Below are 15,394 nucleotides of genomic sequence, written 5' to 3' on the forward strand. Positions count from 1 at the left end.
AATGTTGTCTTGCCATGGTCTACGTGACCAATCGTTCCAACGTTTACGTGTGGCTTCTTACGCTCAAACTTTTCTTTTGCCATTGCAAATACCTCTTTTCAGTTCTTTAATTTCAATTATTTGGCACGGGCGCTGATTACAGCTTCCGCTACGTTTTTGGGCGCTTCGCTGTAGTGCTTGAATTCCATGCTGTACGTCGCACGACCCTGAGTCAGGGAGCGCAATGTGGTGGAATAACCAAACATTTCAGCCAAAGGTACTTCAGCTTTGATCGCCTTACCACCACCGGGGATGTCATCCATACCCTGAACAACACCACGACGTGATGACAAATCGCCCATCACAGTACCGGCGTAATCTTCTGGCGACTCGACTTCAACAGCCATCATTGGTTCGAGCAGCACTGGGCTGGCGCGACGCATACCTTCCTTAAAACCCATGGAAGCAGCAATTTTGAATGCTGTTTCATTGGAGTCAACATCGTGGTATGAACCGAAATGCAAGGCCACTTTGATGTCTACAACCGGATAACCAGCCAACACACCATTGCTCAAGGACTCTTCAATACCTTTTTGTACCGCAGGGATGTATTCACGAGGAACAACACCACCCTTGATTTCATCAAGGAACTCAAAACCTTTGCCCGCTTCGTTTGGCTCAACACGCAGAACAACGTGACCATACTGACCACGACCGCCCGACTGGCGAACAAACTTGCCTTCAACTTCCTTCACGGTGTTGCGGATTGTTTCGCGGTAGGCCACCTGAGGCTTGCCCACGTTGGCTTCTACACCAAATTCGCGCTTCATGCGATCCACGATAATCTCGAGGTGCAATTCGCCCATACCCGCAATAATGGTCTGGCCTGATTCTTCGTCCGTGCGAACACGGAAAGAAGGATCTTCTGCGGCCAAGCGACCCAGAGCGATACCCATTTTCTCCTGGTCAGTCTTGGTTTTTGGCTCAACAGCCTGAGCAATAACAGGCTCGGGAAATACCATGCGCTCTAGTGTAATGATGGCCGAAGGATCACAAAGTGTTTCACCAGTGGTCACATCTTTCAAACCTACGCAAGCAGCAATGTCGCCAGCGCGAATCTCTTCCACTTCCAAGCGGTTGTTGGCGTGCATCTGAACAATACGACCAATACGCTCTTTTTTGCCGCGCACTGGGTTATACACCGCGTCGCCTTTGTTCAACACACCAGAATAAACACGTACAAATGTCAACTGACCCACGAATGGATCGGTCATCAATTTGAACGCCAAAGCAGAGAGCTTTTCTTCATCGTTGGCGTGGCGAACCACAGGCTCTTCGTCATCGTCAGTGCCAGACACTGGCGGAATGTCCACAGGCGAAGGCAAAAAATCAATAACGGCGTCAAGCATGCGCTGAACACCCTTGTTCTTGAATGCGGTGCCGCACAGCATTGGCTGAATTTCAGTTGAAATCGTGCGGGTACGAATACCAAAAATAATTTCAGCTTCGGACAGTGTGCCGCCTTCAAGGTACTTGTTCATCAGCTCTTCGGAGGCTTCAGCGGCGGCTTCGACCATAAGCTCGCGCCACTTTTCAGCGTCTGCTTGCAATTCAGCTGGAATTTCGCGGTAATCGAATTTCATACCCTGGGATGCTTCATCCCAGTAAATGGCCTTCATCTTGATTAGATCAACCACGCCCTGAAACTTCTCTTCAGAGCCAATTGGAATCACGATTGGCACTGGGTTTGCACGCAAACGCAAGCGCATTTGCTCAACCACCTTGAAAAAGTTTGCACCCGTGCGGTCCATCTTGTTCACGAAGGCCAAACGAGGCACCTTGTATTTGTTGGCCTGACGCCATACAGTTTCAGACTGAGGCTGAACACCACCCACTGCACAGTAAACCATACATGCACCATCCAGAACACGCATGGAACGCTCAACTTCAATCGTGAAGTCAACGTGCCCTGGGGTGTCAATGATGTTAAAGCGATGCTCTGGGTAGGAATTGTCCATACCCTTCCAGAAACAGGTTGTCGCAGCAGAGGTAATGGTAATACCACGCTCTTGTTCCTGTTCCATCCAGTCCATGGTGGCTGCACCATCATGCACTTCACCAATCTTGTGACTTACGCCTGTGTAAAACAGGATACGTTCAGTCGTTGTGGTTTTTCCAGCATCAATGTGCGCGGAAATACCAATATTGCGATATCGCTCAATGGGCGTCTTACGAGCCATTTGCTACTCCAGTTAAATTTAGAATCGGAAATGCGAGAAGGCTTTGTTGGCTTCAGCCATGCGGTGCACTTCATCACGCTTCTTCATCGCACCACCGCGACCTTCAGCTGCCTCAAGCAGTTCACCTGCAAGGCGAAGGTCCATGGACTTTTCACTACGCTTCTTGGCTGCTTCCCGCACCCAACGCATGGCCAGGGCCAATCGACGTGAGGGACGAACTTCCACCGGAACTTGGTAGTTCGCACCACCGACGCGGCGAGACTTCACTTCAACAACAGGCTTTACGTTGTTGATCGCGGCGTTGAACACCTCGAGTGGGTCTTTACCAGCTTTCGTTGAGATGCTGTCGAATGCACCATAAATAATGCGTTCGGCGACAGCTTTCTTGCCAGACAACATGATGACGTTCATGAATTTGGCAACTTCTTGGCTTTGAAACTTTGGATCTGGCAGCACTTCTCTGCGCTGCACTTCGCGACGACGTGGCATCTTGACTATTCCTTTATCTTCAGCGTGGGCAATCCCACTTATGCATCTGCTTACTCGACACACCAAATGTGTGCCGCACGGAATGCGGTTTTAAATTAACTACCTAATCGGCTATTAACCTTTGGCAGCTTTTGGACGCTTCGAACCATACTTGGAACGAGCTTGTTTACGGTCCTTAACACCCTGCAAGTCAAGTGAACCACGCACGATGTGATAACGCACACCTGGCAAGTCTTTCACACGACCGCCACGGATCAACACCACAGAGTGTTCCTGCAAGTTATGGCCTTCACCACCAATGTAGGAAATCACTTCGAAGCCGTTGGTCAGGCGAACTTTGGCCACTTTACGCAGCGCAGAGTTTGGTTTTTTTGGAGTTGTTGTGTAAACACGAGTACACACGCCACGCTTTTGAGGGCAATCCTCAAGCGCGGGGCTTTTGCTCTTCATGGTCACACTGGTGCGCGGTTTACGCACGAGTTGATTAATGGTTGGCATAGTTCCAGTTCCGGTTAAAAAAACAAAAGGGCTACGGGCATGCCCGCAGCCAATTTAGCCCGCGATTGTATTCCAAAACACAATCGCAGGTCAATGAGTAATCAACAACTTAGGATTCGTCGGAACCCTCAGCTGCTGGCATATTGAACAGAGCCTCGGCCTGCGCACGTGGATCATGATCGGCTTCCATCTGACGCAATTCTTCGGCTTCGCGCCCTTCTTTTTCCTTGCGGGCCTTGTGGAAGGCCATGCCGGTACCGGCAGGAATCAAACGACCTACAATCACGTTTTCTTTCAGTCCACGCAATTCGTCGCGCTTGCCCATGATGGCCGCTTCGGTCAATACGCGGGTTGTTTCCTGGAAGGAAGCAGCCGAAATGAACGAATCGGTTGACAAGGACGCCTTGGTAATACCCAACAAGATGTTTTGGTAAGTTGCCTCACGCTTGTTCTCGCTGCGCATTTTGTCGTTTGCATCCAACAGCTCCGAACGCTCAACCTGCTCACCTGGAATGAAGCCGGTTTCGCCCGCATCACTCACAATGACTCGACGCAACATTTGGCGAACAATCACTTCAATGTGCTTGTCGTTGATCTTCACACCCTGCAACCGATACACATCCTGAACTTCGTCCACGATGTAGCGTGCCAATGCTTCGATGCCCAACAAACGCAGAATGTCGTGGGGATCGGCTGGGCCGTCCACAATCGACTCACCCTTGTTGACCACCTGACCGTCGTGCACCAGCACGTGCTTGTCTTTGGGAATCAAGAATTCATGCGACACACCATCCAGATCGGTGATGACCAAACGTTGCTTGCCCTTGGTGTCCTTACCGAAGGAAACCGTGCCAGTAACTTCGGCCAACATGCCTGCGTCTTTGGGTGAACGGGCTTCGAACAGTTCGGCTACACGCGGCAGACCACCGGTAATGTCACGAGTCTTCTGGCTTTCCTGCGGAATACGCGCCAAAACTTCACCCACGAACACGTCCTGGTTGTCTCGCACGGTAATCAGTGCGCCAACCGGGAAGCTGATGTTCACCGAGTGATCCGAACCGGCGATTTTTACTTCATTGCCTTGTGGATCAATCAACTTCACCTGTGGACGCTCGCCTTTGCTGCCTGCTGTACGACGCTTGGCATCAATAACAACCAGGGTAGACAAACCGGTTACATCATCGATCTGCTTGGCGACAGTTGCGCCTTCTTCGATGTTTTCGAAGCGGATCTTGCCGGCGTATTCAGTCACGATTGGGCGGGTTAGCGGATCCCAAGTGGCCAGCATGGCACCGGCTTTCACCTGATTGCCATCGAGCACGGCCAATGTGGCACCGTAAGGCACTTTGTGACGTTCGCGCTCACGACCGAAATCGTCAGTGATCAACACCTCGCCCGAACGGGAAATCACGATTTGCTCGCCTTTGCCGTTGGTCACGTAGCGCATTGTTGCTGTAAAACGGATGACGCCGTTTGATTTGGCTTCAATGCTGGACACAACCGCAGCACGAGACGCTGCACCACCAATGTGGAAGGTACGCATGGTCAGCTGTGTACCGGGCTCACCAATGGATTGCGCGGCAATAACACCCACCGCCTCACCATTGTTGACCAAGTAACCACGACCCAGATCGCGACCGTAGCACTTGGCGCACAGGCCATAACGTGTGTCGCACGACAACGGTGTGCGAACGCGTACTTCGTCAATGCCCAAATGGTCGATTAGTTCAACTGCATCTTCGTCGAGCAGCTTGCCCACTTCGAACACGGTTTCCTGAGTTTCAGGATTGACCACATCAGAAACAACCACACGACCCAAAATTCGGTCACGCAAGGCTTCAATCACCTCACCACCTTCAACCAAGGCCTTCATGGCCACGCCGTTGGTGGTACCGCAATCGTCTTCCACAACCACCAGATCTTGCGTCACGTCAACCAATCGACGAGTCAGGTAACCTGAGTTCGCTGTTTTCAGGGCCGTATCGGCCAAGCCTTTACGCGCGCCGTGGGTGGAAATGAAGTACTGCAACACGTTCAGACCTTCGCGGAAGTTCGCGATGATCGGCGTTTCAATGATGGAGCCGTCTGGCTTGGCCATCAAACCACGCATACCGGCCAACTGGCGGATCTGTGCGGCAGAGCCACGGGCGCCAGAGTCGGCCATCATGTAAATCGCATTGAACGATTCCTGACGCACTTCATTGCCGTTGCGGTCGATCACTGGCTCAGTCGCCAACTGTTCCATCATGGCCTTGCCCACCTGGTCGCCTGCGCGGCCCCAGATGTCAACAACCTTGTTGTAACGCTCGCCCTGGGTTACCAGACCCGAAGTGTACTGGGACTGAATCTCTTTCACTTCTGCTTCTGCAGCAGCGATGATGACTTGCTTTTGCGCGGGAACAACCATGTCGCCCATGGCGATGGAAATACCACCACGAGTCGCCATGCGGAAACCGAACTGCATCAACTTGTCAGCAAAAATTACAGTTTCACGCAGACCACAGCGACGGAAAGACGCGTTGATCAGGCGGGAAATTTCTTTCTTCTTCAAAGGACGATCAATGAAGGAGAATGGCAGGCCTGGTGGCAGAATTTCTGACAACAAGGCACGACCCACAGTTGTTTCGTAGCGTGTGCGCTTGGATGTCTTTTCGCCGGTTTCTTTGTTCACATCGTATTCAGTAATACGAACAGTAACGCGGGTGGCAAGTTCTACTTCTTTGTTGTCGTAAGCGCGATTTGCTTCGCCCACGTCGGAGAACATGATGCCTTCATTGCGGCCATTCACCTTGTCGCGGGTGGTGTAGTAAAGGCCCAACACGATGTCTTGTGAAGGAACAATTGAAGGATCACCGTTGGCAGGGAACAGAACGTTGTTGGAGGCCAACATCAGGGTACGCGCTTCGATCTGGGCTTCCAGAGACAAAGGCACGTGAACCGCCATTTGGTCACCGTCGAAGTCGGCGTTGAACGCAGCACATACCAATGGGTGCAATTGAATGGCCTTGCCTTCAATCAGCACAGGCTCGAAAGCCTGAATACCCAAACGGTGCAGCGTTGGCGCACGGTTCAACATGACCGGATGCTCGCGAATCACTTCTTCCAGAATGTCCCATACGATGGGTTCCTGATTTTCAACAAACTTCTTGGCTTGCTTGATGGTGGTTGCAATACCCATCACTTCCAAACGGTTGAAAATGAAGGGCTTGAACAACTCGAGTGCCATCAGCTTTGGCAAGCCGCACTGGTGCAGCTTCAATTGTGGACCCACCACAATCACTGAACGGCCAGAGTAGTCAACTCGCTTGCCCAGCAAGTTTTGACGGAAACGACCGCCCTTGCCTTTGATCATGTCGGCAAGCGACTTCAATGGGCGCTTGTTGGCACCCGTCATGGCCTTGCCGCGACGACCGTTGTCCAGCAGTGAATCCACGGCTTCCTGCAACATGCGCTTTTCGTTGCGCACGATGATGTCGGGGGCGTTCAATTCAAGCAAACGCTTCAAGCGGTTGTTTCGGTTGATGACGCGACGGTACAAATCGTTCAGGTCGGAGGTCGCAAAGCGGCCGCCATCCAAGGGCACCAGTGGGCGCAATTCAGGCGGCAACACAGGCAGCACTTCCAGAATCATCCATTCCGGCTTGATGCCAGATTTCTGGAAACCTTCGAGCACCTTTAGACGCTTGGCAATTTTCTTGATCTTGGCTTCTGAGTTGGTAGTACCCAACTCTTCACGCAAGGTGGTGACTTCGCGGTCGATGTCAATAGACTTCAACAGTTCGCGAATGCCTTCCGCACCCATGAACGCCACGAAGTCGTCACCGTACTCTTCCTGCTTGGCCAGATAATCTTCTTCGGTCAGCAACTGCGCGCGTTTCAGCGGGGTCATACCGGGTTCTACAACCACGAAACCTTCGAAGTACAGTACGCGTTCAATGTCCCGCAGGGTCATGTCCAGCACCATGCCCAAACGGGATGGCAGTGATTTCAGGAACCAGATGTGCGCAACAGGCGAGGCCAGGTCAATGTGGCCCATGCGTTCACGACGCACCTTGGCCAAGGTGACTTCCACGCCGCACTTTTCACAAATAACACCGCGGTGCTTTAGGCGCTTGTACTTGCCGCACAAGCATTCATAGTCTTTGATTGGGCCAAAAATCTTGGCACAAAACAGACCATCGCGCTCTGGCTTGAAGGTACGATAGTTGATGGTTTCAGGCTTCTTAACCTCACCAAAAGACCACGAACGGATTTTGTCGGGCGATGCGATCGCAATTTTGATTGCGTCGAACTGCTCGTCCTGCTGGACCTGTTTAAACAGATCTAATAAAGCTTTCATTTAAATACCTCCGTCGCGACCGATCAATTACGGTCCAGATCAATATCAATACCGAGTGAGCGGATTTCTTTCACGAGTACGTTGAAAGATTCCGGCATACCGGCATCAATCGTGTGATCACCTTTGACCAAATTCTCATACACCTTCGTACGACCATTCACGTCGTCTGATTTCACAGTCAACATTTCCTGCAATACGTACGATGCGCCATAAGCTTCCAAGGCCCACACTTCCATCTCGCCGAAACGCTGGCCACCGAACTGGGCTTTACCGCCCAAAGGCTGCTGCGTTACCAATGAGTAAGGACCGGTTGAACGAGCGTGCATCTTGTCGTCGACCAAGTGGTGCAATTTCAGCACGTGCTTGTAGCCAACGGTGACCTTGCGGTCGAATGCATCACCTGTACGACCGTCGTACAAAGTAACTTGGGTTTTGGACTCGTTCAGGCCCAAGGCCTGCACTCGGGCATCTTCGTCGGGATAAGCCAGACGCAGCATTTCCAAAATGTCTTCTTCGTTCGCACCGTCAAATACTGGGGTCGCGAAAGGCATGCCCTTGGTCAGGTTCTTGCCCATGTTGATGATTTCAGTGTCTGTCAAAGAATCCAGATCAACTGTGGTACCTGTGCCGTTGTATACCTTGTGCAGGTATTCACGAAGACGAGCCACTGCATTTTGTTCACGCAACATTTCATTGATGCGATCGCCAATGCCCTTGGCGGCCCAACCCAGGTGGGTTTCAAGAATTTGACCCACGTTCATCCGTGAAGGAACACCCAAGGGGTTCAACACGATGTCTACGGGACGGCCGTCGGCCATGTGCGGCAAGTCTTCGACTGGAACAATCTTGGAAACCACACCTTTGTTACCGTGACGGCCCGCCATCTTGTCACCAGGCTGCAAGCGGCGCTTGACTGCCAGGTAAACCTTAACCATTTTCAAAACGCCGGGTGGCAACTCATCGCCTTGCGTCAACTTCTTGCGCTTTTCTTCAAAAGCCAAATCAAACTGATGACGCTTGTCTTCAATGGACTTCTTCAATGTTTCGAGCTGACCCGCGGCTTCTTCTTCAGCCAGACGAATATCGAACCAATGATGGTGATCCACTTCCTTCAAATACTCAGCGGTAATCTTGCTGCCTTTGGCCAACTTGGCAGGACCGCCGTTGGCGACCTTGCCGACCAGGAAGCGCTCGATACGGCTGAAAGCATCTGCCTCAACGATTCGCATTTGATCGTTCAAATCGAGACGGTAGCGCTTCAGTTCGTCATCAATGATGGACTGAGCGCGTTTGTCGCGCACGATGCCTTCGCGGGTGAACACTTGAACGTCGATCACTGTGCCTGTCATGCCAGAAGGCACGCGCAGGGAAGTGTCTTTTACATCGGATGCTTTTTCACCGAAAATGGCGCGCAGCAGTTTTTCTTCTGGCGTAAGTTGGGTTTCGCCTTTAGGCGTTACCTTACCCACCATGACGTCACCAGCTTGCACTTCCGCACCGATGTACACGATGCCGGACTCATCCAGACGTGACAACTGAGCTTCGGACAAATTGGAAATGTCGCGTGTAATTTCTTCGGAACCCAACTTGGTGTCGCGGGCTACAACAGACAGCTCTTCGATGTGAATCGAAGTGTAGCGGTCTTCAGCAACAACGCGCTCGGAGATCAAGATTGAATCTTCGAAGTTGTATCCGTTCCAGGGCATGAAAGCGACCAGCATGTTCTGACCCAAGGCCAATTCGCCCAGGTCGGTCGACGCGCCGTCGGCAATTACATCGCCCTTGGCAATGACGTCGCCCTTGTTCACGATGGGGCGCTGGTTGATGTTGGTGTTCTGGTTGGAACGTGTGTACTTCGTCAGGTTGTAGATGTCTACACCCACGGAGCCAGATTCCACTTCATTGTCATTCACGCGAATAACAATTCGGTTGGCGTCCACATAATCAACCACGCCACCATGATCAGCCACAATTACTGTGCCCGAGTCGACGGCCACAGTGCGCTCGATACCTGTACCAGCAAACGGCTTTTCAGGACGCAGACATGGAACAGCCTGACGCTGCATGTTGGCACCCATCAAGGCGCGGTTCGCATCGTCGTGTTCCAGGAACGGAATCAAGGAGGCAGCAACAGACACAATTTGGCCAGGTGCAACGTCCATCAGTTCCACACCAGATGGATCCATCAACTCGAATTCACCCGCTACACGACAAGACACCAGGTCACCGACCAAGCGTTTCTTCTCGTCGATCTCCGCGTTCGCCTGAGCGATCACGAAACGGCCCTCTTCAATGGCCGACAGGTAAACGATCTCATCGGACACCACACCGCCTTCAACTTTGCGGTAAGGCGTTTCCAGGAAACCATACTCGTTCAAACGTGCGAACATGGCCATGGAGTTGATCAAACCAATGTTTGGACCTTCCGGTGTTTCGATTGGACACACACGGCCATAGTGCGTGGTGTGTACGTCACGAACTTCAAAGCCAGCTCGTTCGCGAGTCAAACCGCCAGGGCCCAAAGCTGAAACGCGGCGCTTGTGCGTGATTTCAGACAGCGGGTTGGTTTGGTCCATGAACTGCGACAACTGAGAAGAACCAAAGAACTCCTTGATTGCTGCAGAGATTGGCTTGGAATTAATCAAGTCGTGCGGCATCAGATTCTCGGCTTCAGCCTGACCCAAGCGCTCTTTCACAGCACGCTCAACCCGCACCAAACCAGCACGGAACTGGTTCTCGGCCAATTCACCCACGCAACGCACACGGCGGTTACCCAGGTGGTCAATGTCGTCGATCTCGCCATTGCCGTTGCGCAGGTCCACCAAAATCTTGATCACAGCCAAGATGTCAGAGTCTTGCAACACCATTGCGCCTTCCACTTCGGGTCGGCCAACGCGGCGGTTGAACTTCATTCGACCCACGCGAGACAAATCATAAGAGTCTTCGCTATAGAACAAGCGATTGAACAACATTTCAACAGCTTCTTCTGTGGGCGGCTCGCCTGGGCGCATCATGCGGTAGATTGCCACACGCGCAGCGGTTTGATCCGCTGTTTCATCGGTGCGCAGGGTTTGTGAAATGTAAGCACCGTGATCAAGTTCATTGGTGAAAATGGTTTCCACCAGCTTCACGCCTGCGTCACGGATTTTGCCCATGATTTCTTCAGTGATTTCATCGTTGGCGGAAGCCACAACTTCACCGGTGCTTCCGTCCACAATGTTCTTGGCCAGGGTGCGGCCAATCAGAAAGTCTTCTGGCACGGAAATTTTCTTCAAACCAGCCGCTTCAATATCGCGGATGTGCTTGGCGTTAATTCGCTTGTCTTTTTGAACAAGCACCTTGCCTGCCTTGTCCAATATGTCGAACTTAGCAACTTCGCCCTTCAGGCGTGAAGTGATCAACTCCATGGATGCGCCTTCAGATTTGATCTCGAACTGGTCGAAATCAAAGAAGGAAGACAGGATTTGCTCGTTGTTCATGCCGATGGCCTTGAGCAAAATCGTGACTGGCATTTTGCGTCGACGGTCGACACGGAAGTACAACACGTCTTTCGGATCGAATTCGAAATCGAGCCAAGAGCCGCGATAAGGAATGATACGTGCCGAGAACAGAAGCTTGCCAGAACTGTGTGTTTTACCACGATCGTGCTCAAAGAACACGCCCGGAGAACGGTGCAACTGAGAAACAATTACGCGCTCTGTGCCGTTGATTACGAACGAGCCATTTTGAGTCATGAGCGGTAATTCGCCCATGTAAACCTCTTGCTCTTTTACTTCTTTCACGGTGGGCTTGCTGGCCTCACGGTCAAGAAGCACCAAGCGAACGCGAGCGCGCAATGGCGAACAGAAAGTCAGCCCACGCTGCTGACATTCCTTGACGTCAAAAGCGGGTTCACCCAGAGCGTATTGAACGAACTCCAAGCGGGCATAACCGTTGTGCGAAACGATCGGGAACACAGACTGAAATGCAGCCTGCAATCCTTGTTCAGCACGCTTTTCAACGGGTAGGCCCAATTGAAGAAAGTCGGTGTAAGAGTCGAGTTGAGTGGTGAGAAGATACGGAACATCCAAAACTGGAGGCCGTTTCGCAAAGCTTTTGCGTATGCGTTTTTTCTCGGTGGCAGAGTAAGACATATTTTCTGTCCTGATGTCGAGCGGATTAAGCGATATGCATGTGTTCTACACATGGCTTAACACACTCTAGTTTGTAATCGCTTTTTCAAGCGCAAAAAGCCCGGAGGCAAAAACCCCCGGGCATTTCAAAAACCGACATTACTTAACGTCGACTTTTGCACCAGCTTCTTCAAGTTGCTTCTTGACGTCGTCGGCTTCAGCTTTGGAAACGCCTTCCTTAACAGCTTTAGGCGCGCCATCAACGAGGTCTTTCGCTTCTTTCAGGCCAAGACCTGTCAGTGCGCGAACTACCTTAATTACGTTTACTTTGCTTTCGCCAGCTGCAGTCAGAATTACGTCGAATTCTGTCTTTTCTTCAGCGGCAGCAGCACCAGCACCAGCGGCAGGAGCAGCAACTGCAACAGCAGCAGCAGCAGCAGAAACGCCGAACTTCTCTTCCATTTCGGAAATCAGTTCAGACAATTCAAGTACGGTCATGCCAGCGATGGCTTCCAGGATTTCGGCTTTATTGGCCATTTGTGTATTCTCCAGTTAAAAGTTTGATTCGGCTATCTTGAAAAAAGTTAAGCAGCTTGCGATTCTTTTTGATCACGAACAGCAGCCAGACCGCGAACAAACTTCGTAGGTACTTCATTGAGCGTACGTACGAATGTTGCGATTGGTGCTTGCATCGTGCCCAGCAATTTCGACAGAAGTTCATCACGACTTGGCATGGTGGCCAAAGCCTTCACACCGTCCGCACCCATTACCTGACCTGGCAGCGCGCCGCCTGTCAGAATGAGCTTGTCGTTTGTCTTCGCGAAATTAACCAACACTTTGGCTGCCGCCACGGGATCAGAACTGATCCCGTAAATCAACGGGCCAACCATTTTGTCGGACAGACCTTCAAAGTCTGTACCGGCAATGGCTCGCTTTGCCAATGTGTTTTTCAGAACACGCAAATAAACACCTGCTGCACGAGCTTCCTTGCGGAGCTGCGTCACACTTTCTACAGACAGACCACGATATTCAGCAACAACCACTGCTTGAGCACCGGCCAATTGGCTAGTGATCTCTTCAATGACTGCTGCTTTTTCTTGGCGATTTAAGGCCACGGTCTTTCTCCAAAAAGAAGCGCTTATTGCACTGTTTAAAACAGGCGACCGAAATCAAGCTTTGAACATACATTCATTACTCTTACCCGGGACCGCCATCTAGGTTGGATGGTTTTTTAAAACGTCGGGCTCAAATTGAACCTTCAGTTTCCAACGGTCTTTGACAACCTGCATTTACCGACCAATTAAAGACGAATCGGCAATTGCAGCCCAAAGTTCTTTATTGACCCAAAACCGAGGTTTGGTCAACACGTACACCACCACCCATGGTGCTGGATACGGCAATCTTTCTCAGGTATACACCCTTGGACGACGCTGGCTTGGATTTGTTCAATGCATCCAGCAACGCGCTGAGGTTTGACTTCAATTTTTCCACATCAAACGATGCACGACCGATTGTGCAGTGGATGATACCTGCTTTGTCTGTACGGAACTGAACTTGACCCGCCTTGGCGTTTTTAACCGCAGTGGACACATCAGGCGTCACCGTACCCACTTTCGGGTTTGGCATCAAACCACGTGGACCCAAGATTTGACCCAAGGTACCTACGATACGCATGGTGTCGGGTGATGCGATCACCACGTCGAAGTTCATGTTGCCTGCTTTCACTTCGGCAGCCAAATCGTCCATACCAACGATGTCCGCACCAGCGGCCTTGGCTTCTTCAGCCTTGGCACCTTGAGCAAATACGGCCACTCGAACTGTCTTGCCAGTACCAGCGGGTAAAACCACTGAGCCGCGAACAACTTGGTCAGATTTACGTGCATCAACACCCAGTTGAATGGCTGCGTCAACAGACTCATCAAACTTGGCGGTTGCAGTTTCTTTGATCAGGCCCAAAGCCTGCTCTACTGGATACACGGCATTGCGATCGATTTTCGCGCGCAAAGCCTGGGTGCGTTTGGATAACTTAGCCATTTATAGACCCTCCACCACGATACCCATGCTGCGGGCTGAACCAGCGATGGTGCGTACAGCAGCATCCATGTCAGCAGCAGTCAGGTCGGGCATTTTTGTTTTTGCGATTTCTTCGGCTTGCTCACGAGTGATCTTGCCCACTTTGTCCAAATGGGGACGTGGCGAGCCTTTCGTGATTTTCGCTGCTTTCTTGATCAGTACAGTCGCGGGAGGCGTCTTCATGATGAACGTGAAAGACTTGTCCGCGAAAGCGGTGATCACCACTGGAATCGGCAAACCTGGCTCAAGACCTTGAGTTTGGGCGTTGAATGCCTTACAAAATTCCATGATGTTCAAACCACGCTGACCCAATGCTGGACCGATGGGTGGTGATGGGTTTGCTTTACCAGCTGGAACCTGTAGCTTGATAAAGCCAATAATTTTCTTGGCCATTGAAATTTCTCCGTGAGTTCAAACGCAGCAAAAAGCTGCTCCTCGTATTGCTTGAATTACCGTAGTTCCTGTCAGCAATTAAATACAGGCGGCACGAAAACTTATCGACCAGTCAGACTTTCTCGACTTGGTGGAAATCAAGCTCTACTGGTGTGGCGCGACCGAAAATGGTGACCGACACACGCAGCTTGCTTTTCTCGTAATTAATTTCTTCCACGTTGCCATTGAAATCAGCAAATGGGCCTTCTTTAACTCGAACCATTTCGCCAACTTCATAAAGCACTTTGGGACGCGGCTTTTCAGCCCCTTCCTGCATTTGCTGCATGATCTTGTCGACTTCTTTTTGAGAAATCGGTGTTGGACGGTTGCCCGTACCACCCACAAAACCGGTAACCTTCGGCGTATTTTTAACCAAGTGCCAGGAATCGTCGGTCATCTCCATTTCGACCAGCACATAGCCGGGAAAGAAACGACGCTCAGAAATTGACTTCTGACCACCCTTGATTTCGACAACTTCCTCGGAAGGAACCAAAATTTGCCCGAACAAATCCGAAAATTCGGAACGGTCAATGCGCTCCTGCAGTGCTCGCTGCACACTCTTCTCAAGCCCTGAGTATGCGTGCACCACGTACCAGCGTTTTGACATTATATTGTCCACCCTAAAATCAGATCGTAAAACACCCACTCAAGCGTTTTGTCCACAAGCAGAAGGTAGATCGACATGATCAACACGAACACAAAGACCACGCCGGTCATTTGCATCCCTTCCTTGCGCGTAGGCCACACAACCCGCTTGGCTTCGTTCACCGAATCTTTGGCGAAACCCACGAATCGCTTGCCAGTTTGTGAAAGCAGAAAACTGCCCACAGCCAGCACAACACCCAACAAAACCACACCAAGGCGGATAAAGAAGTCTTCTGCAGACAAAACCTGATAAGCCACCGCGCCGCCAATTGCGAATGCAACTGCCAACACAAGCAACAGCTTGTCCTGCCCTGTAGATACTGTTTGAATGTCGTTTTGCGCCATATTCTTAAAATGTAAGCCGCCGCTGAATCGCTTCAGCGGCGACGGTCCTACCAAATTTGGCAGGGCAAGAGGGAATCGAACCCACAACCTTCGGTTTTGGAGACCGACGCTCTGCCAATTGAGCTATTGCCCTAAAAAACCTGCGAAAGTTACTCGATAATTACTTGGTAATTTTGGCAACTACGCCAGCACCTACCGTACGGCCACCTTCGCGAATCGCGAAACGCAGACCTTCTTCCATC

Annotated in this window: 12 protein-coding genes, 1 tRNA gene and 1 pseudogene; all 14 read right to left on the bottom strand. The window is 51.3% G+C overall.

Annotated features, from left to right (window positions below):
* A pseudogene (locus NSP04_RS15080) lies at positions 1-83 on the bottom strand (GTP-binding protein); the annotation flags it as partial.
* 33 nt (positions 84-116) lie between these two features.
* The gene (gene fusA, locus NSP04_RS12625) at positions 117-2,219 is read right to left on the bottom strand and encodes an elongation factor G (RefSeq protein ID WP_257512717.1); all 2,103 of its coding nucleotides are present in this window, start codon (positions 2,217-2,219) and stop codon (positions 117-119) included.
* 18 nt (positions 2,220-2,237) lie between these two features.
* Positions 2,238-2,708: a 30S ribosomal protein S7 gene (gene rpsG / locus NSP04_RS12630; protein WP_257512718.1), complete on the bottom strand. Its 471-nt coding sequence runs from the start codon at positions 2,706-2,708 to the stop codon at positions 2,238-2,240.
* A gap of 114 nt (positions 2,709-2,822) precedes the next feature.
* Positions 2,823-3,206: a 30S ribosomal protein S12 gene (gene rpsL, locus NSP04_RS12635; RefSeq protein WP_138517786.1), complete on the bottom strand. Its 384-nt coding sequence runs from the start codon at positions 3,204-3,206 to the stop codon at positions 2,823-2,825.
* A gap of 109 nt (positions 3,207-3,315) precedes the next feature.
* Positions 3,316-7,545, bottom strand: coding sequence for a DNA-directed RNA polymerase subunit beta' (gene rpoC / locus NSP04_RS12640; RefSeq protein ID WP_257512719.1), 4,230 nt, complete (start codon positions 7,543-7,545; stop codon positions 3,316-3,318).
* Between the two features lie 23 nt (positions 7,546-7,568).
* Positions 7,569-11,678 (bottom strand): DNA-directed RNA polymerase subunit beta, encoded by a 4,110-nt coding sequence (gene rpoB / locus NSP04_RS12645; RefSeq protein ID WP_257512720.1) that lies wholly within the window; start codon positions 11,676-11,678, stop codon positions 7,569-7,571.
* Positions 11,679-11,816: 138 nt separating this feature from the next.
* Positions 11,817-12,194, bottom strand: coding sequence for a 50S ribosomal protein L7/L12 (gene rplL / locus NSP04_RS12650; RefSeq protein WP_257512721.1), 378 nt, complete (start codon positions 12,192-12,194; stop codon positions 11,817-11,819).
* Positions 12,195-12,241: 47 nt separating this feature from the next.
* Positions 12,242-12,772, bottom strand: a complete 531-nt coding sequence (gene rplJ, locus NSP04_RS12655) for a 50S ribosomal protein L10 (protein ID WP_257512722.1) — start codon at positions 12,770-12,772, stop codon at positions 12,242-12,244.
* Positions 12,773-12,992: 220 nt separating this feature from the next.
* Positions 12,993-13,691: a 50S ribosomal protein L1 gene (gene rplA, locus NSP04_RS12660; RefSeq protein WP_257512723.1), complete on the bottom strand. Its 699-nt coding sequence runs from the start codon at positions 13,689-13,691 to the stop codon at positions 12,993-12,995.
* Positions 13,692-14,123 (bottom strand): 50S ribosomal protein L11, encoded by a 432-nt coding sequence (gene rplK, locus NSP04_RS12665; protein ID WP_130557571.1) that lies wholly within the window; start codon positions 14,121-14,123, stop codon positions 13,692-13,694.
* A 112-nt stretch (positions 14,124-14,235) separates the two neighbouring features.
* Positions 14,236-14,769, bottom strand: a complete 534-nt coding sequence (nusG, locus tag NSP04_RS12670) for a transcription termination/antitermination protein NusG (RefSeq protein ID WP_008248014.1) — start codon at positions 14,767-14,769, stop codon at positions 14,236-14,238.
* Positions 14,769-15,152: a preprotein translocase subunit SecE gene (gene secE / locus NSP04_RS12675; protein WP_257512724.1), complete on the bottom strand. Its 384-nt coding sequence runs from the start codon at positions 15,150-15,152 to the stop codon at positions 14,769-14,771. Before secE ends, nusG begins: the two co-directional genes overlap by 1 nt.
* Before the next feature lie 57 nt (positions 15,153-15,209).
* Positions 15,210-15,285 (bottom strand) — tRNA-Trp (locus NSP04_RS12680).
* 27 nt (positions 15,286-15,312) lie between these two features.
* On the bottom strand, positions 15,313-15,394 hold an 82-nt coding region (locus NSP04_RS12685; protein ID WP_461786809.1), incomplete at its 5' end, for an EF-Tu C-terminal domain-related protein.

It is taken from the genome of Limnobacter parvus (assembly GCF_024623725.1).
GTDB lineage: Bacteria > Pseudomonadota > Gammaproteobacteria > Burkholderiales > Burkholderiaceae_B > Limnobacter > Limnobacter parvus.

Bases quoted from the DNA above. Each gene is read 5' to 3' on its own strand.
- rpsG (WP_257512718.1), bottom strand. From the start codon at position 2,708: ATGCCACGTCGTCGCGAAGTGCAGCGCAGAGAAGTGCTGCCAGATCCA.
- rpsL (WP_138517786.1), bottom strand. From the start codon at position 3,206: ATGCCAACCATTAATCAACTCGTGCGTAAACCGCGCACCAGTGTGACC.
- rplK (WP_130557571.1), bottom strand. From the start codon at position 14,123: ATGGCCAAGAAAATTATTGGCTTTATCAAGCTACAGGTTCCAGCTGGT.
- nusG (WP_008248014.1), bottom strand. From the start codon at position 14,769: ATGTCAAAACGCTGGTACGTGGTGCACGCATACTCAGGGCTTGAGAAG.
- rpoC (WP_257512719.1), bottom strand. From the start codon at position 7,545: ATGAAAGCTTTATTAGATCTGTTTAAACAGGTCCAGCAGGACGAGCAG.
- rplL (WP_257512721.1), bottom strand. From the start codon at position 12,194: ATGGCCAATAAAGCCGAAATCCTGGAAGCCATCGCTGGCATGACCGTA.
- rplA (WP_257512723.1), bottom strand. From the start codon at position 13,691: ATGGCTAAGTTATCCAAACGCACCCAGGCTTTGCGCGCGAAAATCGAT.
- fusA (WP_257512717.1), bottom strand. From the start codon at position 2,219: ATGGCTCGTAAGACGCCCATTGAGCGATATCGCAATATTGGTATTTCC.
- rpoB (WP_257512720.1), bottom strand. From the start codon at position 11,678: ATGTCTTACTCTGCCACCGAGAAAAAACGCATACGCAAAAGCTTTGCG.
- secE (WP_257512724.1), bottom strand. From the start codon at position 15,152: ATGGCGCAAAACGACATTCAAACAGTATCTACAGGGCAGGACAAGCTG.